Origin of the sequence: Legionella saoudiensis, from assembly GCF_001465875.1 — a bacterium.
GTDB classification, from domain to species: Bacteria; Pseudomonadota; Gammaproteobacteria; order Legionellales; family Legionellaceae; genus Legionella; species Legionella saoudiensis.
Genome location: NZ_LN901324.1, coordinates 167,444 through 192,928, shown reverse-complemented (window position 1 = coordinate 192,928; position 25,485 = coordinate 167,444). Strand labels below are relative to the sequence as shown.

Here is a 25,485-nt window from a genome sequence, read left to right as displayed (position 1 = left end):
AGCTCCTTTTGTCCTAAGTAATTTGAAATAACTCGAAATACTACCTATATTTTATTGGCGAAGAGAATAAAAATTCAAAGGACTTGTCGGTGAAATTATCTAGTATTCGTTTCCTATTGTTCATTTTTTGTATTTCTTGCGGCTTATCAACTCCTGTACTCGCGCAAGAAAATACCGAAGTGGTTCTTTTAATTGATAACTCCGGGAGCATGAAGCAAAACGATCCTAAAAATTTACGCATCCCAGCAACGAATTTATTAATTAACCTTCTTAAAGATAGGGCCAAGCTTACTATTTTTACTTTTTCTACGCATACCAAATTATTATTGCCTGCAAAAGAAGCCTCTGACGACTATGTGAAACAATTTCACAATAAAGAAAAACAAATTGACTCTACAGGCCAATTTACCAATATACTCGCAGCACTAAACGCAGCAAATAGCGCAATAAAAGACAGCAAGTCTCGATTTATCGTCTTATTAACAGATGGAAAAATCGATCGGGGCTCCAAACAACAAGATAGCGAAGACAGGCAAATCATCAATAATACTTTGCTTCCCGAATTGAAAAAAAATCACATTAAACTCTATACCATAGGTATAGGCTCTGATATCGATGAAGAATTACTTAAATCCCTAGCCAGCCAAACTAATGGAATTTATCAATTCATGAGCTCAATGGCTGATGCAGAAAAATCTTTATATAACACCTTTACCTCAGCGATTCCCGCACAAGGTATTCCACTGGAAAAAGCCAATAATAATGAACGGAACATCCCGGTGGATGCCAATGTGAAACAATTATCCGTAATTATTGAGAAAAAAGATCAAACAACGCCAATTGCTTTATACCAACCCGACGGTAATGTACACGAGTCAAAGATACCCAAGCTCAATAAATTTATTTTCATTGACGTAAAACATCCTGCCGCAGGCGCATGGAAAATCAAAGGTGATGAACAGCAAGAAGAACGCGCTATTATCTTAACTAATTTAGAATTAATAACGAATAAGTTAAACGGTGAGTATTTTAATAGGGAATTAATTACCATAAACGCTAGGTTGAAATTAGAAAAAAATAATAAAGATTTATCTCAGCTCCTCATGAATACAACCGTAACGCTCAGCCTAAAAAATGAAAAGGATAGATTTTCTACCCCCATTCCGTTAACACAAAATAAAGTGTACGAAAAAGAATTTCTTTTGGACATGCCCCCAGGAATGACGACAAGCATCATAACGGCAAAAAATGATTCCTTTGTGCGGGAAGAACAATCTTTATTTAAAATAATGCCTACACCGTTTCAACAAAGCATGACCGCTAACGCATTTAAAATCGAATTAATAAATCCACATATTGAGCGAAGTTCAGTACAAATCAAACTGGTAAACCCTGAGCGAAATATTTTATTAGCTCTTTCTCCGAGCAATGATTTTTGGCAAACCAGTATAGAAACATTGTGTAACACGCAAAAATTACCTACATTATCATTACACGCAGAAATCACAGCAAAATCGCCCAGTGGACGCCCATTGTCATTAATCTTACCTCAAGAAAAAATTATCTGTAATGCCGCTCCAATACAGGTAAGTAGTTATATTGCCCCAGTAGCTCTAAATAAAATAGAACAAAGTGCCCCTGCTCCAGCAGTTAATAAAACAAAGCACATGAATAAAAGACACCCCCTACTATCAGTTAATCTCATTTCCATGATTGGTCTACTTGTATTAATTTTAGTAGCCATTATTAGTGGCTATTTCTACAAAAAAAACCAAAGGCTGTATAAAGAAAAAATAGATGAACTAAGGGGCAATGATGACATCTGAAACTTTATTACCTGCGGTACTGGTCCTTACGTTATTAACCTTTTCGTTACTCGTCTTCTTTATTCATAAGACATTAACCCATCGTGCCAAAATAAAAATATTATCTGAGGCGAAAACTAAGGCTGAAGAATACATAGAAAATAATGCGTCGGAACTTACCCCGATACTTATTAATTTTTATGGGGATCAAAGTGAGCATTATTTAAAAAACATTAAGAAACAAAACCAACTTATTTTGAACCAATTAATTTTATTAATCGTGGAATGTAAATCCAATATTGCGAACCGATTAACAAACACCTTAGAACTGCTTGATCAAGCTTACGTTAATACATTTTATGAAGCAGCACAGCATCATCACTCGCTAACCACTCAACCACAACAGCCAGCATCAGCAGTTCACCATCAGTCTATTGAACAAGAAATAGAGAGTATGATTTTAAAAATGGCACACTTATGTAACCTAGATGTTGATGAAAAAACACTGGAAGATCCTGAAGCTATAACAAAAACGATTAGCGAATGTAAAGAGAAAATAGAAAGCATTTTTGAGGAAAATAAAACGCATGCAGAGGAGTCAGCCCAATATTTAGACTTAATTGAGCAAATTCGTATAGAAAAGAAAGACATGCGTCAAACAATAAACCAAGCCCTAAGGCTCTTAGAGCAAATTCATCAACAATATAAAACCGAATTAAAACTTGGTGAAGACATTACTTTTAAACAATTTAATTATGATGAATTAGCATCAGCATTTAAATTAAATAAGTAATCCCATCAGATGCAAGGAGGAAATATGGACACTAACAAAAAAATCTTAATTGTTGATGATTTTGCGACAATGAGAAAACTACTGATGGGCATGTTAACTAAATTGGGATTTACTAATGTCACTGAAGCTGAAAGTGCTCCAAAAGCATGGGAACTCTTGCATAATGAGCATTTTGATTTGGTTATTAGTGATTATAACATGCCGGGAATGAATGGCATGGAGCTCTTATCGCAAGTACGAAAAGACAGCGCTTTATCAAAACTCCCCTTTATTTTACTGACCGCCGAAGACGATGCCGATTTGGTGATTGAATCCAAAAAATACCATATCAATGCGTATATCCTTAAACCATATAAGCTTGATGTCATTAAAGAAAAATTACAAAATGTATTTACTGCATAGGCTAAGCTGCCTAGCAGTAATGCAGCAACCTATTGCTAGCACTTGCTCATGCATCTTTAGTAAATAAAAATTGGACCGTACAGCGCAAGCTTGATTCAGGACCAATATGCTCCGGATTTTTTACATTATAAAAATACTGGAGATTAATATTCATCGGCTGACTTCCCAGCTTAAAAGCACGCCCTACCCCTGCTCCGAATGGAATAGTCCAACGCTCATTAGAGGCAACATGCCAATTCGCGTTAATAATAGGGGCTGAAACCAAATACCAGCCATTGGGCAGATTATAATTTATAAAATATTGAAAGGTTAACAAGTTCACTGATGCTCGCCTAGTAGGTCCTGCAAATGACCAAATGTTATTCGTAATTGCTCCAATTACCCATTTACCGCTATTGATTACCAGCACACCAGCAGGACCACTACCCCATTTTCCAGTACCTAATGTTTGCTGACTTGCAGTAGGAATTAAAAATGTAGGTCCTAACCCCCAAATTACTTTTTTTGATTTTAAAGGCGTAAATAAAAAAGTAGGGTTCAAATCACCAATACCATTGTGAATACCATATCGTTGAAACAGCTCTGGTTGATGCATCACCGGCAAAATTGTACGCGTAATTAAATTTAGCTCAGGATTAATCGTTACGGGAATAACGGGCTGAATATTAAGAACATTCTGTACATGATCATATAAACCATAATTAAAATTGGTATTATTTTGAAAGGGTACAGTAATTACATCCGCTAAGGGATTTTGAGCAATTTTTGCTAAAGAGTCATCATTAGCGCCAACAGCAATGGAACTAGTACCACATAATAAAAGTACGAATAATTTATCTTGCCAACCCACTCTAATCCCTTATAAAAAGTGAGAACACACCTGTCAATTGAAATGCTTTCAAATCTCTTTTAATGCTATCTAAGTTTTAAAAAACCAAATAAACTTGCTAATAGATTAAAAGAAATTATCATTTATAGGAATTAATTATTGTGAAAAATAATTTATGGAAAAATTTAATTTTATTAATATTGACAAGTAATTACGTATACGCCGAAAAAATCTCTACGCTAAAAGCAGATATAGCCATTGGAATCACCAATAATATAGCAGTACAACCATGCAATCATTTATTGCAAAATTGCTCCATTGTAATTAGCCAACCATCTAGCACCTGCTTACCACAATCAGGCTCTATTACAATTAAAAATAACTCAGCAATTATCGCAAAAAATATTCGCCCATATTCCCAGGATGTTAATTTTAACACCTATGTCATAACCAATAATTCGTGTCCTACGAATTTATATCCACATAATAGTTGCGTTATTTCTTTTAATACTAGTAGCCCTGTCTCTTTTGCTATTAGTAATATTTTGGTTAAAGGATCAAATACAACGGCAACTTATTTTGACATGCAAGCTATTGTTTGTTCAATTCCTCCCACATCCATCAGCGCAGATCTTACAAATGTCACGATTTGCACAGCGGATACAGCAGGCTCCCCCCAAGACATTACCATTACCAATAATGGCAGTGATCCAGCTATGGGTATTACCGCAACAATTGACCCTGGCTCTGGAATCTCAATAACCAATAATTGTAATTTACCCCTGGCTCCAGGTGGTAGTTGCACATTAACCTATATTCCCGGTAATCAAGGGGGTCTGTTTGAATCTTCGGTTTCAGGTACCAATACTAATACAGTTTCAGTATTTTTTAATCAAATACCATGCTAACGAATTGGATGTTCCCAGCAGCACAAACAAGCCATTTATAGACACCGCCAACAGCTTTGCTCCAGATTCAATTGCTGGAGCCTTAAGCGGTGTCATAAATTTTCACGCAACCAGGTTACCTAAATTAGGATAGGTCATGTTTCACTGCATTAGGTGAAATAATATTAAACATCAGGTTAAACTCATCAAGCATAGCGAAAAATTCTTTAAGCTTTGGTTCTGCTCCCTGTACCTGCACACGGCCATTTTTCAACTCATCATCTAATGAATTAATTCCCATACTGAGGTTTGCAAAATCCCCCTTATTGGCGATTAACTCCACATCGGGTTTAATGGGAGAAGCCTTTGCTTCTTTGTCATAAATCAACACCGAGTTTTTTAATTTTAAGAGATAAGCTTCTTTCGTATCAGGCTGTAGCCAGCGTATTAGTAATTCTTTATCTTTTGATTTTTCACTATTAACTCGAATTCCTAAATAATCCAATAACATTTCAGCAGACATGGCATTGATTATGTCAGGAGTTGCCGTACCTGCTATTTTAATTTTAGGTATCCCATTTCTTAATTCCTGCGCCCCCATGAGAAAATTGTTACGCCAAGTTGCATTTTCTGTTTGATAACCTAGTTGCTCTAAAGCATCCGCCTCTAAATTTCGAGCTGCTTGATTTTCTGGCTCAGCAAAAACGACTTGATTCATTACTTCTGCTACCCAGCGGTAATCCCCCTTATCAAAGGATTGTTTCGCCTTATTAATGACTGCATCTGCCCCACCCATAAATTCAACATAGCGTTTGGCAGATTCTGTAGGGGGTAAAGGATAAAGATGGGCAGGATTTGAATCATACCATCCTAAGTAACGTTGATAGACTGCTTTCGAATCATGGTTGATAGAACCATAATAATCCCGATCGTACCATTTACTCGCCAAGCTTTGCGGCAGTTTCATTTGTTCGGCAATTTCTACAGGCGTAAATCCCTTATTTGCTAAATTTAAGGTGTGGTCATGGATGAATTTATAAACGTCGCGCTGATTTTCTAAAAATGGAATAACTTGTTCCTTTGTCCACATTGGCCAATGGTGTTGGGCAATGACTACATCAGTTTTATCCCCATAACGATTAATTGCTGTATTGAGTACCTTCCACCATGTTTTAGCATCACGAACTTGAGCTCCGCGCAAAGTATAAAGATTATGAACTGTATGCGTTGCATCTTCTGCAGCGTCTAATAAATGAAATTGAGGAAAATAAATTAACATTTCAGCCGGAGCTTCCGTGCCGGGCGCCATCTGAAACTCCATAGTGACCCCATCGATTGTGCGCTGCTCGCCTGTTTGTTTAATTATATCGGTTGGAGGAATTAAGGTAGAGGCACCTAAGGAGGCTGTTTTTCCTAAACCACTATCTACTTGCCCACGCTCATTTTTTGCTAAAATAGCTCCCGTATGATAAAGCGCGCGACGGCCCATTGCCGTACCCGCATAAACATTTTCACTCACGGCCTCTTCAAGAAAATGATCTGGAGCTAAAATAGATACCCGTCCGCTAGCTACATCTTTAGGATCAACAACCCCTTTTACCCCTCCAAAGTGATCAATATGACTATGGGTATAAATTACTGATTTAACAGGTTTTTGACCTCTGTTTTTATAATACAGATCTAAACCCGCCTTTGCCGTTTCAGGAGACACTAATGGATCGATAATAATAATCCCTGTATTTCCTTCAATAATAGTCATATTCGATAAATCAAAACTAAACCTTATCTATAACCTTAAACAAGCCATAATTCATATTCAGTTGCGATTGGCGCCATAAGCTTGGATTTACTGAATTTGGGGCTTGCTTGTTTTTTAAAAAACCATAAGAAGTCATATCCCAAACTACATGTCCTTGAGCATCTTTAATGACTAAATTGGGGACAGTTTCAATAAGCCCCCGGCTTGCATCAGTGAAATCTTGTGTATCATTAACCGGTAATGCCTGAATAAAATTTTTATTGGCCTGAGCAGTCACAGGACTTGCGTCTTTAGGCATTTGCTCTGCTTGAGCTTGTAGTGCTACAGACAACAACGATAAGCTTAGTAAAGAAGATTTTTTTATTTTCATTTATGGATCCATCCACATGAATTTAAGGAAGTTTTTTATAATACACGATTATAAAAAAACCGGAAATAACAAGTGATTTATAAGCAACTCATATCATCAATTGCTTCGTGGTTATGTTTTTGCGAGCGCAGCGAAACAACCCAGTGGCTCAACGGGGAGCTTTACAACCATAATGATATAATGCTCCTGTAACCCTCAGACCGCAATCCTATACCTTAAATTCCAAACAGTAGCAATTGGCTGATGCCCATTAACTGGTAATGTTTTAATAAATTGAATATTAGGCGTTAATTGAGAATGGCGCGTAAGCTGCATGCGATAAAAACTTTCTAAAATAGTCTGATTGGTTGCATCCTCAGCAAGTTGCGCATAACCCATCCCAAGACCCCATAGGCCTATAGAACCATAAAAAGGATGCTGTAAGCCAAAGCCTGCAATAAATAATTTATTAAACGTCGCCACCCTACCTCGACTCCAATCTAATTTTACAAAAGGAATAAATTTATTAAATAGATTTTTTTGCAGAACCACCGAAATACCCTGATCGCTTAATTGTTGCTTTTCCGGTTGATCCGGAACATGCCAAAGAAAAATATGATAATTATCCGACTGAGGATTAGTAATAATATCCCTATACCCTACTTCCAAAGCCGTAAAAAACTTTCCCTGATCAAAGGAAGAAAAACCCGAAGTGGTATCCTTTCCATCAAGGCCTACAGCACCTAAAGCAGTGTAAAAATGGGTACCTAAGGCCGCCCCAAGCACCACGCCCGGAGATTTAGACGGTACTGCTGTAGCTGGATGCTTCGTAAATACATTACTTAAAAAATAAAATTGCCTACTGTCAAAAGCATAAGAATTCATAATTGAGGTTAAATCAATTTTGCCTAAACGATAGGCTAAAACATTGGGTATAAGGCTTTGTTGTACCCATAGTTCTGTCACTGCCAAAGGGTAAGGTCTGTAACCTGAGGTAGTTAAGATGGCCGAATTAATTTCCTCAGCAAAATTTCCAGGCGCAACATCACTATAACGATGATTACCTTCCACTTTTAACCCTAAGGTAGTTTTTAATTGTTGAAATGCTTTCGGTTTGTAGGTGCCAAAAAACTGATAGGTACTTCCTGATGCATTTTCACTAGGATAACCCGAAGAAGAATACTCCCATAAAGGAATATAATTCACTCCCCAATCCACATTATATTTTTCTTTTTGTCGTTTTTTTTCCTGCTCCAGCTTTTTTAAGCTCGAGCTTAATGGAGTCGTAGGGATTAAACTGTTATTTTCTTGTTTCAAGGTAGATAACAATTGTGTCACGTCATCGGGAGAAGAACTTAACTCATTTGATATGGAGTTAGTTGAGGAAACCGGGGCTGCAAAAATCTGGAAAACGAATAACTCCATCACTATGACTGGAACGAGGCGCTTTTTTAATTTAATTTTATTTCTGCCAGACAACCTGTCCATAGGTAAACTCAATGTCCTTAGTAATAATTTTTTACCCCATCTAAAGTAACACTTTTCTAAGGAAAATTAACCTGTCCTTAAAAATAAAAGAAAATTCTATTTATGAAACTGTTCTCTATTTCTTATCTTTATGAGATGAATTATCTCAGGCCAAAAACAGCCCATTTCTAAGCAAAACCGCGACACTGTACTATTATTAAACAATGTTGATTTTTGTCAAATACGATGCATTGCATAAGGACATCGAGTTGCAGTTGTCTTTGGCCCAGTTAAGGTCGTGCTTATGCTAGATATTGATAATGACTATTGCGTACATAAATTTGGTGGTACTAGTCTTGCCCAGGCAAGCCGCTTTCTAAATTTAAGGCAATTGCTTACAGGTAAGAACGAACTCATTGTAGTTTCAGCCACTCAAGGAACCACCTCCTCCCTACAATTTATGCTTGACGCAGCCAAAGTAAAAGCTCCTTATCTGCATCTGTTGGAAGAGCTTGAAAAATTCCATTTAGATATTATCGATGCTTTAGCCTTAGATAATCCTCTTGAAATTAAAGAACCTATAGCGAAAGAATTCATCGAAATACAAGATATTTTACATGCGATACAATTAATAGGCTCCTACTCGAAAGAAATACAAAATATTATCCTTGGATATGGAGAGCTGTGGTCGGCCAGAATTTTAGCGGCCTATCTTGGAAAATTTAATCAAGTCTTATATCTGGATGCATCAACCGTTTTATTTGTATTTGAAAAAAACGGGATGATCTGTATTGATTGGGTAAAGACACAAGCAGCTTTGGATGAGTTCCTCCAAGGCCAAGTTTTTGATCAATTGGTGATCACAGGTTTTATTGCCTCCAGCTTAGAGGGTAAACGGACTACTTTAGGACGAAATGGCAGTGATTTTTCTGCGGCCATTTTTGCCAAATTATTCAAAGCGAAAGACATCACTATATGGACGGATGTGGATGGAATTTATACCGCGGATCCCAATCAGGTTCGCTCCGCTTTTGTAATCGACACCATCTCTTATCATGAAGCATTAGAATTAGCATATTTTGGTGCTAGGGTTTTGCATCCCATGACTATTGCACCCGCCTTAGAGCATAAAATACCTATAATTATAAAAAATAGTTTGAACCCAGAGGCTGAGGGTACCTTAATTACTGAAGCTTTAGAAAAATCGCAACACTCCATTAAAGGGCTAACGTCGATTCAAAACGTGGCCCTGATTAATATCGAAGGGACGGGTATTATTGGAGTTTCAGGAATTGCCTCTCGCGTTTTTCAGATTCTCCATCAACAAAATATTTCCGTTATTTTAATTGCCCAAGCAAGTTCCGAATATTCCATTTGCTTTGCGGTTGCGGACATGCATGCAGAAAATGCTAGAATAGCCTTGGAAGATAATTTGCAATTTGAAATAGAGCATTTACAAATTCAAAAAATTTCACTTAATAGAGCTTGCGGTATTTTATCTGTCGTAGGCGATAATATGATTGGTAATATTGAAGGGCCAGGTAAATTATTTAATTCTCTTGCCAAAGCAAATATTAATATTCGAGCCATCTCTCAAGGCTCTTCTGAACGCAACATATCCGTAGTAATTAATAGCAATGAAATGAATAAAGCACTGCAAGCAATTCATGCAGGTTTTTATCTTTCTCGTGAAACAATTTCTATTGGTATTATTGGTCCTGGCCATGTGGGTAGCGCTTTATTAGGGCAAATTAATAATGCATTAGAGCAGCTAAAACTCAGCTCCCAAGCAAATCTGCTCGTTCGCGGTATTATGAACAGTACTAAAATGTTGCTGTCTCATAACTCCATTAATTTATCGAATTGGCGTGAACAGCTTATTTCTTCTGAAACATCAGCCAATCTAGAAGAATTCATGGATCATATTATTGTCGATGACATCCCGCATGCCGTTATCATTGATTGTACTGCCAATGCAAAAATTGCTAAGGAGTATGTACGATTCCTCAAAAAAGGTATTCATGTAATTACACCAAATAAACATGCGAATGCCGGGGATTTGGACTATTACAAGGAAATAAAGACATTAACTCAGCAAAAAAATCTGCATTATCTTTATGAGGCAACCGTTTGCGCCGGCTTACCCATCATTAATACGCTCCAAGATTTAATCAAGACAGGCGACCAAATTGAGCGAATTGAAGGTATTGTATCCGGGACACTTAGCTATATTTTCAATGAGCTAACTAAAAATCGTAAGTTTTCCGATATTGTGATTGAAGCCAAACAACGTGGCTATACAGAACCGGATCCTCGTGAGGATTTATCAGGAATGGACGTATGTCGAAAATTTGTATGCCTGGCACGTGAAGCAGGTTTTGCAGTGAATCTTAGCGATGTAAAAGTTCATGATCTGGTTCCCGAAGAATTAAAATCATGCTCTGTCGATGAATTCCTAAAAAAACTCCCAGCCTATGACGTTCGTATGGAACATTTGGTAGCTCAAGCAATCTCTGAGAAGAAAAAGGTATGCTACGTAGGTTCTATTGGTTATGATGGCAAGGTGCATGTTTCTATCGATTCATTCTCACAGGAGCACCCTTTTTCACGACTGCAAGGCTCTGACAACATGCTGGTGTTTTATACCAAAAGATATCAAGAACAACCTTTGGTGATACAAGGTCCCGGAGCAGGCGCTGAGGTAACTGCAGCGGGTATATTTGCGGACTTACTGCGCTTAGTATCTTTTTTATCTTAAGGAGAAGATATGGTGTTAAACCCACATATGCACTCAGCCACAGCATTTGCTCCAGCTACTTGCGCAAATGTCGCCATTGGATTTGATATTCTCGGCTTTGCTCTGGAAGACGTTGGAGACTACGTTCGCTTAACCCGTCGGCAAGATAATAAAATTATTATTGAAGCGATTAATCCACTCCCACATGAAACATTACCATTAAATGTTCAGGAAAACACAGCCTCTGCCGTGCTCCAAAAATTATGTCAGGAATTAGATTTAGATGTTGGTTTTTCCATTCATATTCAAAAAGGCATCCCCTTAAGCTCAGGAATGGGTGGGTCTGCAGCTTCAGCGGTTGCAGCACTTACCGCGTTTAATGCCTTTCTCAATACCCCATTATCTCGCGAGGAGCTCGCACATCATGCGCTTTTTGGAGAACAAGTAGCCAGCGGCCAACAACATGCCGACAATGTCGTGCCTTGTATTTTTGGCGGTCTTACGCTTATTCATTCGCTAAATCCAATTAAGGTGGTTCAATTACCTGTTCCTGAACTTTGTTGTGTGCTGGTACATCCTCATTTGTATGTTTCCACCCTGCAAGCACGAAAGATTCTGAAAGAGCAACTTCCATTAAAAGATTATGTGAAGCAATCAGCAAATTTGGCTGCCTTTATCAGTGCACTTTATGAAAAGAATTTCTCACTGATGCAGGCAGCCCTAAGCGATGTATTAATTGAGCCTCAGCGTGCTCAATTCGTACCAGGTTTTTATGAAATTAAAGCGGCCGCTATGAATGCTGGAGCTTTAGGAGTTTCATTTTCCGGTTCAGGCCCAAGCATTTTTGCCTTAGCGCGAGAAAAACAGGATGCTGAACGCATCAAAAGTGCCATGAGTGAACAATTAGCAAAACAAAAGATTGCTGCAGATTATTGGATTTCGCAAATCGGCAAACATCCCGCACAAATAACTCAACTAGAAGAAAATGATGGATTTTATTAGCACCCGAAATAAGCAATTACGAAGCTCCTTAACAGAAGCCATACGTTGTGGTTTAGCTCAGGATGGTGGTTTATTTATTCCACAATCAATACCAAAAATTGAACTCTCCTCGTTTACTGGCGAATTATCCTATCCCTTATTTGCAGAAAAAGTACTGCATGCATTTTTTAAAGGGGATATTCTTGAACGTAATTTATTAGACATATGCCACAATGCTTTTTCGTTCCCCGCTCCTCTCAATCAATTAAACGAAAATACCTACATACTGGAATTATTTCATGGCCCTACCTTGTCGTTTAAAGATTTTGGCGCCTGCTTTTTAGCAGCATGCCTTAATCAAATTTTTACTGAACGCAAAACAACGATAATGGTGGCGACGTCCGGGGATACAGGTTCTGCTGTAGCCAGCGCATTTTATGATAAACCCAATGTTAATGTGATTATCTTATATCCCAAAGGATTGATTTCCCAAAGACAAGAGCAGCAAATAACCTGTTGGGGCAATAAAAATATTCGTGCTCTTGCCGTTAATGGTACCTTTGATGAGTGCCAAAAACTGGTAAAATCAGCGTTTACCAATCCCACCTGGAACAAACAGTTTGCGCTAAGCAGTGCTAATAGCATCAACATTGGCCGGTTGCTTCCGCAAATCATTTACTATGCTTACAGCAGCATGCAATTTTATCAACGCCATTCTAAAGCTCCGGGATATGTTGTTCCTACAGGAAATCTGGGTAATGCTACCGCCGGATATTTTGCCAAACTCATGGGATTTCCGATCAGAGAAATTGCGCTGGCCACAAATGCCAACAAAGTAATCGAAGATTATTTACACTCCGGCGAATACCAGCCAAGAACCAGCATCAGTACACTGGCTAACGCTATGGATGTAGGAAATCCTAGCAATTTTGAACGCTTACATTATTTATTTAATACCTTTGATTTAATGAAGCAGAATATTAGCGCATTTAGCGTTAGCGATATTGAGATTAGCCGTATGATTCAATCTGTTTATAAACAATATCAATATATGATTTGCCCACACACAGCTACGGCTTATTTTGTACGGCAACAACTCTCCCCAAAACCCTGGATTATTACGGCTACAGCCCATCCGAGTAAATTTAACCAAATTATTGAGCCCTTGCTGAACACCCCCATTCCTATTCCTCATAACTTGCAAATACTACTGGATAAACCGATACAGGTTACGGAGGTAGAGAGCAATCTTCCTGAAATAGAAAAAGTGGTATTAAGTATGCAGTAAGTTTATGGGTTTATTCGGAGACGATAAGAGCTACGATTTTTATAAGCTCAAACTGATGAAGCCTGGTTTCAGGTAACCAAGCTACACTGGTTATGATTCTAGATAATGCAGATGAACTACGTATCACATAACTGGAATAATACTACTTTCTTCCTCATTTTGATCAGTTATAGATTTATCTATGCTACCAATTATATTATTAAATCTACCTTTAAAGCTAAAGAAGCCATTTGCGTTTGCATCAAGTCGTTTTAATTCTTGCTGATAAGACTTTAGTAATTCTTTATCAATATGAGGCGTAGATAAAGCCTGAGTTAATAGTTCCATGGCTTTGATTGTTTCTTCATATTTCTTATGCTTATCAGCAGTTAAACCAGTTGCTGTCAACAAGGTGCCAAATTGACTTTGATTTGCAATTTCCCCCTTTAGTTGATTGGCGTATACCTCCAAACTGATTATCTTTCTGCTTAATTCTAGACGCATTCGATTGTTTGGTTGCTCTAAATCAAGCTGCATTTTATTTTCTATTTGGGTAAAAAACTGCAGGCACTCTTGCATCGTAGGTCGTTGAGACTCATCGGCAGATGTCATTTTCTCCAGAAAATGTTTTGTCATTAATTGCTCATAACTTAAATAATGCTTATTATTTAATGTTTCTTTTTGGCCATTTTTAAGGGTTATATCGAATTTTTCACCAAGGATTTTTCCTAAAGAATAAACATCACTCGCCTTAGAAAATCTATATCCACGGTCGGTAAAACAATCCGCTGCCATATAGGCCCTATCTGAAGAAGCGCTTGTATAAACATGAGTTTCATTATTAGAAATTAATTTAGCGCGGTTAAAATCAACAATATTTGCCTGAGCAGTTTCGGCATCCCAGATGATATTTGCAGGTTTTAAATCAGAATGAATAATATTATTGTCATGCAGTAATTTTAAATTAGCACACAGGGTCGATGCCAATTGTACAAAGCTAAGCGAACCATAACTGTATTTATCATTATGGGCTTTGTTCTTCATATCATTCCCAGGATGCAAAGGCATAGCAACTACAGCTTCTTGGACCTTCACTTCTCGTTCTATGGTAATGTTTTCAAATTCTTGTTTGACATTTTTGACACGCTCTCCTAGAGAGAATCCCCTAGACTGCTGAATTCGGCTAAGAATATTATATTCATGCTCAGTTTCTTTGCGTGCGCTTTCTACATCGAGCTTTCCAAGCGTACCGCCAGCACTATAATCGGTGATTTTTATTGCGACTTCTGTATTAGGAATTACTGTGCCACTTTGAATATCAAGTTGAATTCCGCATGACACTTCTCCAAATGCACCAGCACCTAATTTTTCTGTTACCAGAAAATAAATAGAATTCTCCTCTTGATCAAGAAGTCTTACAATTTTTAACTTCTGCTCAGCATCTTCAACAATATTAACTGAATCAGACTCTGCAAACTGCTGAAGAGCTTTTTGTGACAGTTGCAGAATAGCTCCTTGTGTAGGTAACTTATTCTTTTTTTCTCTCGAATGAGGGTCTAATTTATTACTAACCTTAGCCATTAAGCTCTCCAGGGGGTACATTACATAATTTCTAAGCGCACTCATCAAGTGCTTTTTGGATAATTATATTGGGTAAAGATTAACAAATTATTAATTTTTGAGATTTACATGATGATACAATTTGAATCCGAATCTGGAGTGGGCGTATCTTTTGGTTTTTTTTGACTGATGCTGATCGCTTTAAAAAATTGATAGATAAAATTATTAGGAGGGGCTGAATAATTCCAGTCCTCGCTGAGATGCTGAATATGTTCTATGTAATTACCAGTTGCCTGAATTGTTTTATATCCTTTTTGACTAGCGGCCAATATATTTTTTTCATCATCATCCACTAAAACTATGCTCACGGGTAACCCCGTGTACTTCATATCTTTTATAGAATAGGCAATATGCTCATTTTTATTTGCTTCGCTAGGATGTAATGGCAGCCAGGATTCAATGTGTATATTTTGAACTTCCTGCTCAGTTAATCCGATTACTTCTTGCAAATATCGTGGAATAATTGTACTTCCATAGGCATTAAACGATGCAATGGCAAGACTATGACCTTGGACAAGAATAGAGCGAATGGTGTCTCGCCAAATGTCTGAACTTCCTATTGGCGGAATTTCTTTAATAACTTCCCACATATCATCCATTTTAGTAAGATGAGCGACGGCATTGTGAGTATTTCCAGAAGCGATTGTTCCATCAAAATCGAGAATAAATAAAGCCATGTTTACCCATTAAAATGACATTTCTTGATAAATCATTATACACGCAGAGCAAAACAATATCAAACAATCAATGCTTAGTACTATGGCCTGAATCTTTAAAAGTGATAATTTTCAGTTTGTTGGGCTTTAGCTGTAGCCGAGTAAGTCACAACAAGATTTTCCTGTACATAACAATATTTTATGCTAATCAACCTATCCTATGCGTACTTTAGTCTTAATTAAAAATAATTATTGATTTATCAATAAATTTAAAGCATAAAACAGGACGCTAGTTTATTTAAGGACGTAGACGATGATGCGCATTATATGTGTCGGTGGAGCGACTGTTGATTATAAATTAAAAAGCTTAGCACCGCTTGAGTTAGGTTCATCAAATCCTATTGACTCATTCCAATCTTTTGGTGGAGTAGCCCATAATGTGGCCAGTAACCTGGCTTATTTAACCATCCCGGAACTCGTCCATTTGCAATGTGTTTTAGGGGATGACTTCGAAGGTCAAAGTTTACTTAATAATTTAGCTTCTCGCGCCATTAATACTGAGCGTTCACTGATTATCAAACAGCAAAGTACTGCTCGTTATTATGCAGTGCTCGATGTATATGGCGAATTGTATACAGCATTATCCGATATGCATATTTTTGACCACATCCCCACAGATTTATTTGTGAAGCATTGGAGTGAGGATTTTAAAAATAATTTGGTTTTTATCGACACCAACCTTCCCGCGCACCTCATTGCTCACGCAATAAGCTTAGGCGTAACTCCTTATTTATGTATCGATGCAGTCTCCGTTAGTAAATCAGCCAAGTTACCTTATGACTTACATGGAGTGTATCTGCTTAAAACTGATCGACAGGAAGCCAGTGCCTTAGCAAATATGCCCATCAATTCACTTGCAGAGGGAGTTCATGCAGCACAGGTACTCCTGCAACGAGGCATGAAAAATCTACTTATTACCCTTGGTGCTGAAGGTTATTTATTAGCCAGACCGTCTGGCACTCATTATGTTCCTGCTACTCCATTACCCCGTCTTGTCGACGTCAGTGGTGCTGGTGATGCCTTTATTGCTGCGCTACTAGCCGGCTTGCAACGCCAAATGCCGCTTGAGGAATGCTGTCAATTAGGTGCTGCTGCCGCTTATTTCACCCTGCAATCAAGTAAAACCGTAGCAGGTAATTTTAGTTTTTCCGATTTAGAATGTTTTTCACTAACTGTATAGAGAGCTTTTATTATGCACCATTTTCTTGAATATTCTGATGAAGTCCGCACCGCCCTTAGTGCAAATAAACCTGTGCTTGCGTTGGAGTCCACTGTCATTACTCATGGCCTGCCTTTCCCTGATAATCTACACACAGGATTTGCTTTAGAAGAAATTGCCCGCAGCCAGCAAGTAGTTCCCGCAACCATTGCGATTATGGATGGAAAAATAAAAATTGGTTTAAGCTCTGAAGAACTCGAACGCTTAGCAGCAAGCAAAAATGTTCTTAAAGCCAGTAAGCGTGACTTAGCTTTTGTTCTTAGTGAACAACATTTTGCCGGTACTACTGTTGCAGCAACTTTATTTTGTGCCTATGCCGCAGGGATCAAAGTTTTTGCAACCGGTGGCATTGGTGGTGTTCATCGTGGAACAGATATGGATATTTCGGCTGATTTAATTGAACTATCCCAGACCCCTGTTGCCGTTATTTGCGCCGGGGCAAAAGCCATTTTAGACTTGCCTAAAACATTAGAGTTTCTCGAAACCTATAGCGTACCGGTCATTGGGTATAAGACTGACACTCTGCCCGCATTTTACTCCGACAAAACCGCTTATAAGTTGACTATGCGTGCTGATAATGTAAACACACTAAAGACTTTGGTGGAAGTACAACAGCAACTCAATTTAGCCTCTGGCTTGCTGATTATGAATCCGATTCCTAAAGCCGATTCAATTCCTATGGAAATAATTGAGCCAGTGATTGACGCGGCCGTTAAGAAAGCGGAGGCATTGAATATTTCTGGTAAAGAGATAACTCCCTTTCTATTAAAAGAGGTAACGAAAGCAACCTCAGGCTTAAGCCAGAAAGCAAATATTTCTTTGATAAAAAATAACGTGCGCTTGGGAGCTGAATTGGCTTTTGCATTAGCAATGAATGCCTAAGCATGCGTAGCTTTAAGAGACAATATTGACTACAAATCCTCTTTTAGCTCTTAAAAATAGTGCTCCATTAAATCGATGGAGCATAAGAAATTCTCATCAGGTGAGCGATAAGCCATAAATCAATATCAGCTTCTGCTTTTTTAATCCCACGTGGCCATAGTCTGTCTATTAAAATTCTAACCCATCTGTTTTTTCTGCAGCTTCATAAATCTGTTTCATTTCAATTGTTGCCATTTTAAATCGCTCCTTTCTCAGAGAGTTTTTGCAATAATAGATGAAAATAGACAAATCCTGCATAAGGGTACCAAGATGCGGTGATTTTTGTAGTTTGTTTGTAATCAAGCTTATCTTCTAGATGGAGCAAATTTCGGAGATTATTTTGCGCACCAATGTCATCTACTGGAAATACCTCAATTCGCCCTAACCCTCGCAATAAAGCATATTCAGCGGTCCAACGCCCTATTCCTTTAAACTGACGAAGAAATTGAACTACCTCATCCCTCGGCTTATCTTCCAAACACGCAAAAAGAGAGGGTGCCTCTTTTAGCGCAGAAGCCAGGCGGATAATCGTTTCACTCTTATGGGCGCTATAACCAATCGTTTTTAACTCAGTAAAAGAACACTTACTTACCTCCTCAGCAACTGGAAATGCATAAAACTCTTGGTCATTATGATTCACGCTCATGCCAATATGCTGAATTAAGCGATTTTGAATTTGGAGGCCAGCATCAAGCGATATTTGCTGACAGGAAATCGCATTCATTAAAGCCTCAAAAAGAGAAGGAAAACGAGGTGGTTTAAGCCCCATAAATTGAGTTACCAAAGAACTCAATCTCCCATCCTGCCTGGCCATTTTGTAAAAGCCTGTTACATCTCGTTTTAACCCTAAAAGCATACTAATAACTTGCGTTATTTTTTCTTGTAGCGAATCAGGAATTGATATATCGAGGGTGACACAAAGCTCTGGAGTATCAGAGTTTTTAACTTGTTCAATCCTTATTCTAATGAGTTGATTCTCTAGGTTCAATACGCGTGTGTAATAGTGTCCATCCCAGCTATCGACCAGATTTTTACTTCTTCTACGTAATGCTATGGCCGTATAATCCAGCCGAAATGGGGCAATAGGATGTAAGGTAAATGATGTAGGCATGGGTACTCCTGTACTTAAACCTATCCTATAAGTTTAGTCTTAACTTTACGCCAACGTTTATCTTTAAATCCGCAGCGCATTCCCAACTTCCTCATCAAATGCAGAAAATTACTAATTCATCAGGAAACAGATTGGGATGCTTGGTATTTTGTACAAAAAATAGTCTAATGTTTCTAGGGCTTGATATTCAAAAAAGCAGACAACTGACTTGGGTTATGTAATACATCTGCTAAAGTATACTTGCTTAATATTGCCATAAATGCCGCTCGAGCTTCATGCAGCACACTCTTTAATTTACATGCTGGGGCGATACAACAATTAGCTTTTGTTGTATTAAAGCAAGGTACTAAATCAAAATTAGACTCCAATTGAACAACTAATTGCCCTAAATTAATGGAATCCGGTGGAGCAGCCATTAAGATGCCACCATTTTTACCACGAATTGTCTTAATTAATCCAAGCTTGCCTAAATTATGAATGATTTTCACCATGTGATTATTGGAGATTTTATAAGCATCGGTAATGTCTTTGATTGTACACGAGCCTTTTTTAAGAGCGATGTAGATTAATGCCCGTAATGAGTAGTCGGTAAATTGCGTAAGTTGCATAATAAAATCCCATTTCGTTCTTAACTTAATTATTTACCTTTATAAAATGCATTGCAAATACACCTATTAAATATTATTTAATCGGCTTGGCGGCCAAAGGCATTAATATAGCTGTTGAGTTTTTTACCGCAAAATGTTAACTGATGAATGAGTCTGTCACTTGCTTAAATGTGGCAAATAATGCGCAAGTAGATATGTTATTGAGAGGCTTGGAAGCAGCTACGTATAGCCTCAAGAAATCTTCGCCGTATACTCTTTAGGATGACATACTTTTGCAAAATTAATGGGTTAGTCTTAAACTTAACGCAGCACAAACCTTTTCCTTTAAGTGCTGGATATTAAAGGGCTTTTCTATTACATCATTAGCCCCAAATTCTAACGCTAATTCCTTAATGTTAGGGGATGCGGAAAGAATAATCACTGGAATAGCTTTAGTCCGTTCATTTCGTTTAAGAATATGGCACAGTTCAATCCCATCAAATCCAGATAATTGTTTATCAATCAAATAAACATCTGGAATAAGCATATTTACTTCAAGAACATCTTCCGCTGCACTAAAAATGAGCAATTTATATTCAGGCTCTGGAAATATTAATTGCATTGCATCTTGTATTGAAGGATCATCTTCAACTAATAATATTAATTTCATTCACCCTCTTCGATAAATTTAATAGGAATAATAAAACTAAGCGTGGAGCCAATACGTTCTTGGCTTTCAACTGCAAACCGGCCTCTATGCATTTCAATGATGTCTTTACAAATCGAGAGCCCGATGCCCATGCCTGGAAAGGTTTTTGCCTCATTGGAAATTACTCGATAAAAACGCTCAAAGATCTTTTCAAAATCCTCTTTGGGAATGCCTATACCACTATCAGTTACACTTACTTTTACCTGCTTATCTATTATTTCACTAGAAATTATAATTTTTCCTCCCAAAGGAGAATACTTTATAGCATTGGAAATAAGGTTGATAAGCACCTGTCCGATACGCTCTTCATCAGCGACAATAGGCTCCATTGGCTTAAGCTGCAGCTCCAATTGATGCTTTTTCGTATTTAGTTGGGTATTTTCGGCTTTTTCTTGTATTAAATTATTTAAATCAAAGCATGAAATTTTTAACTGCAACTTTCCTTCTGCCAAACGTGTTGTATCCAGCATATCTCGAATAAGTACATGCAAACGATCCACCTGCTCTCTTAATTTTATTACCATTTCCGTATGACGTGGATTAGCAGCTCCCTCAAATTGCTGTTCGAGTATTTGCGCATAAATCATCATGCTCGTAAGCGGTGTGTTGAGTTCATGGCTTGCATTACCAATAAACTCATCCCGTAAACGTAAAGACATCTTCAATTTCTTTTCGCTTTCGCGCAAAGCTTCTTCGACTTGGGTTCGCTCTACCAACTCTTGTTCACGAGAAATAATGATTGCCGCTGCATGTGTAAGAACACCGGCTAACTCTAACTCTTGTGTTGTAGGTTTGCGTGGCTCGTTAAAATAAATGCCTAAGGTTCCAACTATTGGTCCATCCTTAGTTCGTATCGGGAAAGACCAGCATGCGCGGCAGTTATGCTTACGAGCGAGATACTTCAAAGTACCCCATGCTGGATCCTCTTCAATATCAGGAGTTATAACGGGCTCTCCTTTATACATCGCAAGACCACAGGCCAGTGAATCAGGCCCTACTTTAAAGCCATTTACATCATTTGCATATTCTTCTGACATCCCTACAATATGATATAACCCGGTACCCGCAGCTGACATTCTATAAAAAGCGGCCCTTGCTGCACCATTAGTCTGCACAACAATGGTATCAACCAAAGCCTTAAGTGATACAGTCAACGGCAAACCACTCATCGCAGCCTGAAATGCCTCTTTCTGGCCATTCAGCCAAGACTTATTTTCGCGCAGTACTGTTTGTACCCGCATGCGTTCAAGAAGCGCGTTTTTTAAATCTTTTCTATCTTTATCGTGAAGTTTTTCGTAAATCGCTAACTGATTTTGATAATATATTTTTTCTTGGCGCAACTGGTTAAGTTCTTTTAAAACAGTCTCCCAAGATTCATTACTTGATGGTTTAGCCCCCGCTCCTTCTGAGAGACTTATAGGCTCATGGCTTTGTGCAGTTTCAGGCATTATTTACTCCAATAGAGCGTTCAGCGACTTTATACTGCTCAATCTTTATATAATCAATGGCAAATAGATAAAATTTTTCTGTGTCTAAAGAATATATCTGACTTTCTCTTAAGGTTCTATTAAGTATATTTTGTTATAATTTTGCCCCTTCTTACCAATCAATGAGTTTAACATGGCTAAAAAAAACAGCTCCAATAAACCCACTTCATCTTCAACGTTTCGAGTTCTTGATGAAGAAAATAGCGTAAAAAAAACTTCTAGAAAAAAGCATGAAATCCCCTTTCATGACATAATCAGAATGCTTGTCCTTCCTCAACCTGAAGCAGCAAAAGGACTAGGGGTTAGTATTTCTACTTTAAAAAGAAGAGCTTATGAAGAAAAATTTGGTAGATGGCCTGTAAATAGTTCTTATAGTGACATTAACCAAATTAAACCACGCAAGTCCCCAAATGCTATCTCTATTGATGATTTATGTAATGATGAAAATATTAATGAGAAAGCAATACGTCCGGAAGCCGAAAAGATTCTTGGCATCGCGTTTAACCATTACTCTCTATTTAAACATAATGCTCAAAAAAATAGGGGCGTTAACGTCTCAGCAGAAGAAAACCTTGAATTATTAGCTCATGTAGCAGATCTCTCTACCTAATAAATGCATGGATGCGCTCTAGCGCATCCAGTATATATCTCTTATGGCATGTCGCGAATGGCCTATTCTATCTAACTCCATAAATATTAAAATAAATTTAAAATATACTGCGAACTTAAAAATCAGATGCTAGACTGGTCAAGTGTGGGCTGCAGTGTAACCACTATTCAATGAGGTTTCATTCAATTATTAAAGATGATATCAGATATGAAAATAACAAAAAAAAACTTCTTAAAATCGATACTTGCTGTAGCTTTATTCTCCTCCCCCACTGCTTTTGCTGCAGGTAATGCAATCAGCGGCCAAGTGATGATAATTAACAATATGGGTAATGTTGACAGTAATACGAACTCTCCGGGCGCGTCTCAATCGGCGTTCCAGGTTTCGGTATCTGATACCTCTGGAGTGTGTAGCACCGCTAAAATTAATTATAATGGCTATGTAGTTGTTCCCTGGTTTTCCTCGGGTACTCACAGTAGCTCTCACTGTGTAGGCGCCCCTGTTTCGATAAAGGTTACTCCTGCAATTGGCACTGTGAGCGGTATTACTACTGCAATCTATGATTCCGCAGTGATTGCAGCCCCAGACACTTCCCCAACGGCCACAATTCTAAATGCGCCCACCCCTGGTACTGTTGTGTGTGGCGTAAGCATCTGCTCCACAAGTTATGAGAACATGGCGGTTATTATTACGGGTGATGGCAATCCCAGTAGCGCTGCGCCAGCTACAGCCACTACTTGGCAAAGCCTGGCGGGTATGGTGCCTGTTTTTGATTCAGGCAATGGTGCATTACAAAGCACTGGTGTATTTGGCTTATTAGCAGTTATGGATTTAAAAGCAGAAGAACTAATGAAAAAATATGGCCTTAAGCCTCATACTGGTGGTCAGGCACCTAAGTAAACTCTTAGCCTGATTGCTTGCAATCGGGCTTCCACACCGATGCTCACAAAAGTCATGATGATCGAAGTCCTAAACTCTGGGTTGCTTCACTTCGTTCGCAATGACGGATAAAGCATATCCATATTAATTTATATCAATTAATAGCGGAGACGGCTGCTCAAAAACCAACCACGTCATTGCGAGAAACGCAGTGCCGAAGCAACCCAGGAGTTCATGGCACAAAGCTTGAGTTATTGCGCATAGGGGCCGACAGTTAACATCTCTCCGTAAAATTAATCCCGCTTGCAAGCAAGCGGGCTACTCTTAACGATGCTTTTTAGATTCAACAAGAGGACGTGGCATTACCTCGCGTGGAGCATTAGCATGAAGATAAGGTCTAACGGATATTTCGTTATCGCCCAGAACCGCGGTATCGAGCGCACAAGCCTCAAGTAATGTAGGTTCCGTAACTCCGGAAGCTTTACACACATCAATAGCCTGTGCCGCTTCTCTTGGATGCAGATCACTTACGTAAAATGGTTTTTCAGGAATCCCGGGTCTTACCATAGTATCCGCCTCAAGCAACATTTGCTCCGGCTTCACACGCCAACTTTCGCCATAAATGGTATAAAGATCATGAAAAGAAACTGGCCAGTTTAAAGCTATCCCTTGAGAGGTGATTAACTCATGGATATTGTCGTCTAAATTACCTAGCAAACCACGTGTTTTACCCATAGAACTACTCAGGCTTACAGTTACGTTCATCCAAGTGTTCATGCCATTATCAAAGAGCATTGCGCGCACGCTATCCCCTTTAGGTCCAATGATTATAAACTCATTATCCCTGCGTGCAATTTGTACCCCGTTAACCTCTAAGTGTCGTTGCCCCTTGCGCATTTTATAAGGTTTACCATTAATGACTAATCGTGTAGGGCCAACATAAACAGCCACACGAGTTTGTCCCATTTGCACAGCAACCCCCTTGTTTATGGACGTATCCTTCCACCGCGGATCAATCACAGGTGAGGCTTGACGAGTCTGCACAATGAAATCAGGACCAGCCTCAGCTAACACAAAATCTCCAGTTGCCTGAAAGTCATATTCTAAACCAGCAAAATTCGTGATATGGGTATCCCCTGTACTCGATGCGGTTTGGCAAGCAGAACTCCCGGTATTAGTACTACTTTCCGTAAATACAATGGCAGCAGGGTTCGCTCCAGCCGGACTTGCCGTAAATAGTCCAAAATTAAGATTATTCGTCTCAGCCGTATAACCTGTAGCCAGACAGCTTGGTGCAGCGGAACTACCCGCATCCACCGCAGTCCTTACTTTAAGCGCCGCCACATTCGAGGAGTTGTAGTTAAACTTAGCCTCTGAACCATTACCATCACCAAAGACATTAAATTCGGCTGTTTGCCAATAATTAGCCAGGCTGACCACACTGTCATGATCACTTGTGGAATAAGCTGTACCATTCAATGTCATAGTAAGCGTGTCATTCCCCCCTGCAGCCGCTTGGCCAGCAACTACCATCTGACTGAGCTTAGAAATATTTAAAGGAGGGCTCCCAGTAATCACAACCGCATTACTATTGCCATAGCAATCATTGCTAAAAGATATCCATCCAGTACCTCCAGGACCTCCGGTTGCCGGACATGTCGGCCCATAGTTAATGAGCCAATACTGAATAAAAGCTACACCACTGGTGTTGGAGTAAACAAACTGCGCCCAACCTTCACAACCAGAAATCCCATTACAGGCAGGAGTATTAAGAAAGAAATTTGAATTTAATTGAAGGGAAAAAATATTTGCTGTGAGCGTACCGTTTATTGGGCTAACTCCATATTCATTCACTACTCCGCTGACACTATCGAAGGAGCCAATCGCTTCGCTTATATTACCACTAGCTGCCTGGGCAGTAACATCATTACCATTGCCTACAGTAAAGCCATGACGTCCACCGCGAGCAGGGCGATAAGGCCATAACGGCGCCTTGGTACAGGGGACTTCAGTCCATTCTGCTTTAGGATATTTGGCAGAAAAGCACGCATTTTGAGGTCGAGGAACGCGCATGATGGATGAGCGCCAAGATTGAAGCTCTTTCAGGCTCGGGTGAGATGAAGATTGAGATGTCATCTTATCAGTAGCGGTTGATTCCTGCTCTGCAGACCCTGCATGATTTGGTGCAAGCATCAAGAGCAATCCCATGCTCCCCATAATGCCACGTATTAAATAATAACCTTTCATGTATCTTTGTCCTCCTTGTCATAATATACGTCTCGCTAAACAGATAAAAAACCTTATTTATCAACCTCATCATACTACATTACTTTCAAAGCCAAGCCCTAAA

23 protein-coding genes are annotated in these 25,485 nt (G+C 38.7%); 11 read left to right on the top strand and 12 right to left on the bottom strand.

All coding sequences use genetic code 11. The features are described 5' to 3' along the window. Positions 1–89 precede the first annotated feature (89 nt). The 3 genes from BN3124_RS09920 to BN3124_RS09910 are packed head-to-tail and all read left to right on the top strand — an operon-like array spanning position 90 to position 3,000. Positions 90–1,826 (top strand): VWA domain-containing protein, encoded by a 1,737-nt coding sequence (locus BN3124_RS09920; protein ID WP_058534648.1) that lies wholly within the window; start codon positions 90–92, stop codon positions 1,824–1,826. After that, complete coding sequence (locus BN3124_RS09915) at positions 1,813–2,598, top strand: hypothetical protein (protein ID WP_149865243.1); 786 nt, start codon at positions 1,813–1,815, stop codon at positions 2,596–2,598. The genes BN3124_RS09920 and BN3124_RS09915 overlap by 14 nt, the downstream gene beginning before the upstream one ends. Before the next feature lie 24 nt (positions 2,599–2,622). Beyond that, a complete protein-coding gene (locus BN3124_RS09910; RefSeq protein ID WP_058534646.1) occupies positions 2,623–3,000 on the top strand; it encodes a response regulator in 378 nt (125 codons plus the stop codon). 46 nt (positions 3,001–3,046) lie between these two features. Here the strand turns inward: BN3124_RS09910 and BN3124_RS09905 are convergent, their stop codons facing one another. Then, positions 3,047–3,850, bottom strand: a complete 804-nt coding sequence (locus BN3124_RS09905) for a hypothetical protein (RefSeq protein ID WP_058534645.1) — start codon at positions 3,848–3,850, stop codon at positions 3,047–3,049. Positions 3,851–3,990: 140 nt separating this feature from the next. Here BN3124_RS09905 and BN3124_RS09900 point away from each other — a divergent pair, with 140 nt between their 5' ends. Then, positions 3,991–4,737, top strand: a complete 747-nt coding sequence (locus tag BN3124_RS09900) for a hypothetical protein (RefSeq protein WP_058534644.1) — start codon at positions 3,991–3,993, stop codon at positions 4,735–4,737. Between the two features lie 124 nt (positions 4,738–4,861). Here BN3124_RS09900 and BN3124_RS09895 read toward each other — a convergent pair whose 3' ends face one another. The 3 genes from BN3124_RS09895 to BN3124_RS09890 form a co-directional block, all read right to left on the bottom strand. Continuing rightward, positions 4,862–6,475, bottom strand: coding sequence for an alkyl/aryl-sulfatase (locus BN3124_RS09895; RefSeq protein WP_230849129.1), 1,614 nt, complete (start codon positions 6,473–6,475; stop codon positions 4,862–4,864). Positions 6,476–6,491: 16 nt separating this feature from the next. Beyond that, positions 6,492–6,845 (bottom strand): hypothetical protein, encoded by a 354-nt coding sequence (locus BN3124_RS17400; protein ID WP_230849128.1) that lies wholly within the window; start codon positions 6,843–6,845, stop codon positions 6,492–6,494. A gap of 195 nt (positions 6,846–7,040) precedes the next feature. Further along, the gene (locus tag BN3124_RS09890; RefSeq protein ID WP_058534643.1) at positions 7,041–8,312 is read right to left on the bottom strand and encodes a carbohydrate porin; all 1,272 of its coding nucleotides are present in this window, start codon (positions 8,310–8,312) and stop codon (positions 7,041–7,043) included. Between the two features lie 283 nt (positions 8,313–8,595). On the opposite strand from BN3124_RS09890, the gene thrA reads away from it, so the two are divergent. From thrA to thrC, 3 genes are read left to right on the top strand one after another with little or no spacing between them, the layout of a single operon-like run. Next, positions 8,596–11,049, top strand: coding sequence for a bifunctional aspartate kinase/homoserine dehydrogenase I (gene thrA / locus BN3124_RS09885; RefSeq protein WP_058534642.1), 2,454 nt, complete (start codon positions 8,596–8,598; stop codon positions 11,047–11,049). Between the two features lie 9 nt (positions 11,050–11,058). After that, positions 11,059–12,030, top strand: a complete 972-nt coding sequence (locus tag BN3124_RS09880; RefSeq protein WP_058534641.1) for a homoserine kinase — start codon at positions 11,059–11,061, stop codon at positions 12,028–12,030. Beyond that, on the top strand, positions 12,014–13,297 hold the full coding sequence (gene thrC, locus BN3124_RS09875; RefSeq protein ID WP_230849127.1) for a threonine synthase: 1,284 nt from the start codon (positions 12,014–12,016) through the stop codon (positions 13,295–13,297). The genes BN3124_RS09880 and thrC overlap by 17 nt, the downstream gene beginning before the upstream one ends. Positions 13,298–13,420: 123 nt before the next feature. Here thrC and BN3124_RS09870 read toward each other — a convergent pair whose 3' ends face one another. Both BN3124_RS09870 and BN3124_RS09865 read right to left on the bottom strand, forming a co-directional pair. Beyond that, positions 13,421–14,857: a protein kinase domain-containing protein gene (locus BN3124_RS09870; protein WP_058534639.1), complete on the bottom strand. Its 1,437-nt coding sequence runs from the start codon at positions 14,855–14,857 to the stop codon at positions 13,421–13,423. Between the two features lie 104 nt (positions 14,858–14,961). Beyond that, on the bottom strand, positions 14,962–15,573 hold the full coding sequence (locus tag BN3124_RS09865; RefSeq protein WP_058534638.1) for a hypothetical protein: 612 nt from the start codon (positions 15,571–15,573) through the stop codon (positions 14,962–14,964). A 292-nt stretch (positions 15,574–15,865) separates the two neighbouring features. Between BN3124_RS09865 and BN3124_RS09860 the strand changes: the two genes are divergently transcribed. Further along, positions 15,866–16,792: a carbohydrate kinase family protein gene (locus BN3124_RS09860; RefSeq protein ID WP_058534637.1), complete on the top strand. Its 927-nt coding sequence runs from the start codon at positions 15,866–15,868 to the stop codon at positions 16,790–16,792. Between the two features lie 9 nt (positions 16,793–16,801). Beyond that, positions 16,802–17,713, top strand: coding sequence for a pseudouridine-5'-phosphate glycosidase (locus BN3124_RS09855; RefSeq protein ID WP_330140024.1), 912 nt, complete (start codon positions 16,802–16,804; stop codon positions 17,711–17,713). A 67-nt stretch (positions 17,714–17,780) separates the two neighbouring features. Here the strand turns inward: BN3124_RS09855 and BN3124_RS17570 are convergent, their stop codons facing one another. The 5 genes from BN3124_RS17570 to BN3124_RS09835 all read right to left on the bottom strand — a co-directional run bounded on the left by BN3124_RS17570 (position 17,781) and on the right by BN3124_RS09835 (position 21,607). After that, entirely contained in the window at positions 17,781–17,882 is a 102-nt protein-coding gene (locus BN3124_RS17570; protein ID WP_407927394.1) for a hypothetical protein, read from the bottom strand. 66 nt (positions 17,883–17,948) lie between these two features. Next, the gene (locus BN3124_RS09850; RefSeq protein WP_058534635.1) at positions 17,949–18,863 is read right to left on the bottom strand and encodes a DNA-3-methyladenine glycosylase family protein; all 915 of its coding nucleotides are present in this window, start codon (positions 18,861–18,863) and stop codon (positions 17,949–17,951) included. A gap of 173 nt (positions 18,864–19,036) precedes the next feature. Continuing rightward, positions 19,037–19,471 carry an Rrf2 family transcriptional regulator gene (locus BN3124_RS09845; protein ID WP_058534634.1) on the bottom strand — a complete coding sequence of 145 codons (435 nt, stop codon included), beginning with the start codon at positions 19,469–19,471 and terminating at the stop codon, positions 19,037–19,039. A 280-nt stretch (positions 19,472–19,751) separates the two neighbouring features. Continuing rightward, a complete protein-coding gene (locus BN3124_RS09840) occupies positions 19,752–20,120 on the bottom strand; it encodes a response regulator (RefSeq protein ID WP_058534633.1) in 369 nt (122 codons plus the stop codon). Then, a complete protein-coding gene (locus BN3124_RS09835; RefSeq protein WP_058534632.1) occupies positions 20,117–21,607 on the bottom strand; it encodes a GAF domain-containing sensor histidine kinase in 1,491 nt (496 codons plus the stop codon). Before BN3124_RS09835 ends, BN3124_RS09840 begins: the two co-directional genes overlap by 4 nt. Before the next feature lie 172 nt (positions 21,608–21,779). On the opposite strand from BN3124_RS09835, the gene BN3124_RS09830 reads away from it, so the two are divergent. Beyond that, positions 21,780–22,256, top strand: a complete 477-nt coding sequence (locus tag BN3124_RS09830; protein WP_058534631.1) for an RWP-RK domain-containing protein — start codon at positions 21,780–21,782, stop codon at positions 22,254–22,256. Between the two features lie 207 nt (positions 22,257–22,463). Then, a complete protein-coding gene (locus BN3124_RS09825; protein ID WP_058534630.1) occupies positions 22,464–23,156 on the top strand; it encodes a hypothetical protein in 693 nt (230 codons plus the stop codon). A gap of 303 nt (positions 23,157–23,459) precedes the next feature. On the opposite strand, the gene BN3124_RS09820 is transcribed toward BN3124_RS09825, so the two are convergent. After that, positions 23,460–25,382, bottom strand: coding sequence for a VWD domain-containing protein (locus BN3124_RS09820; protein ID WP_058534629.1), 1,923 nt, complete (start codon positions 25,380–25,382; stop codon positions 23,460–23,462). Positions 25,383–25,485: the final 103 nt, after the last annotated feature.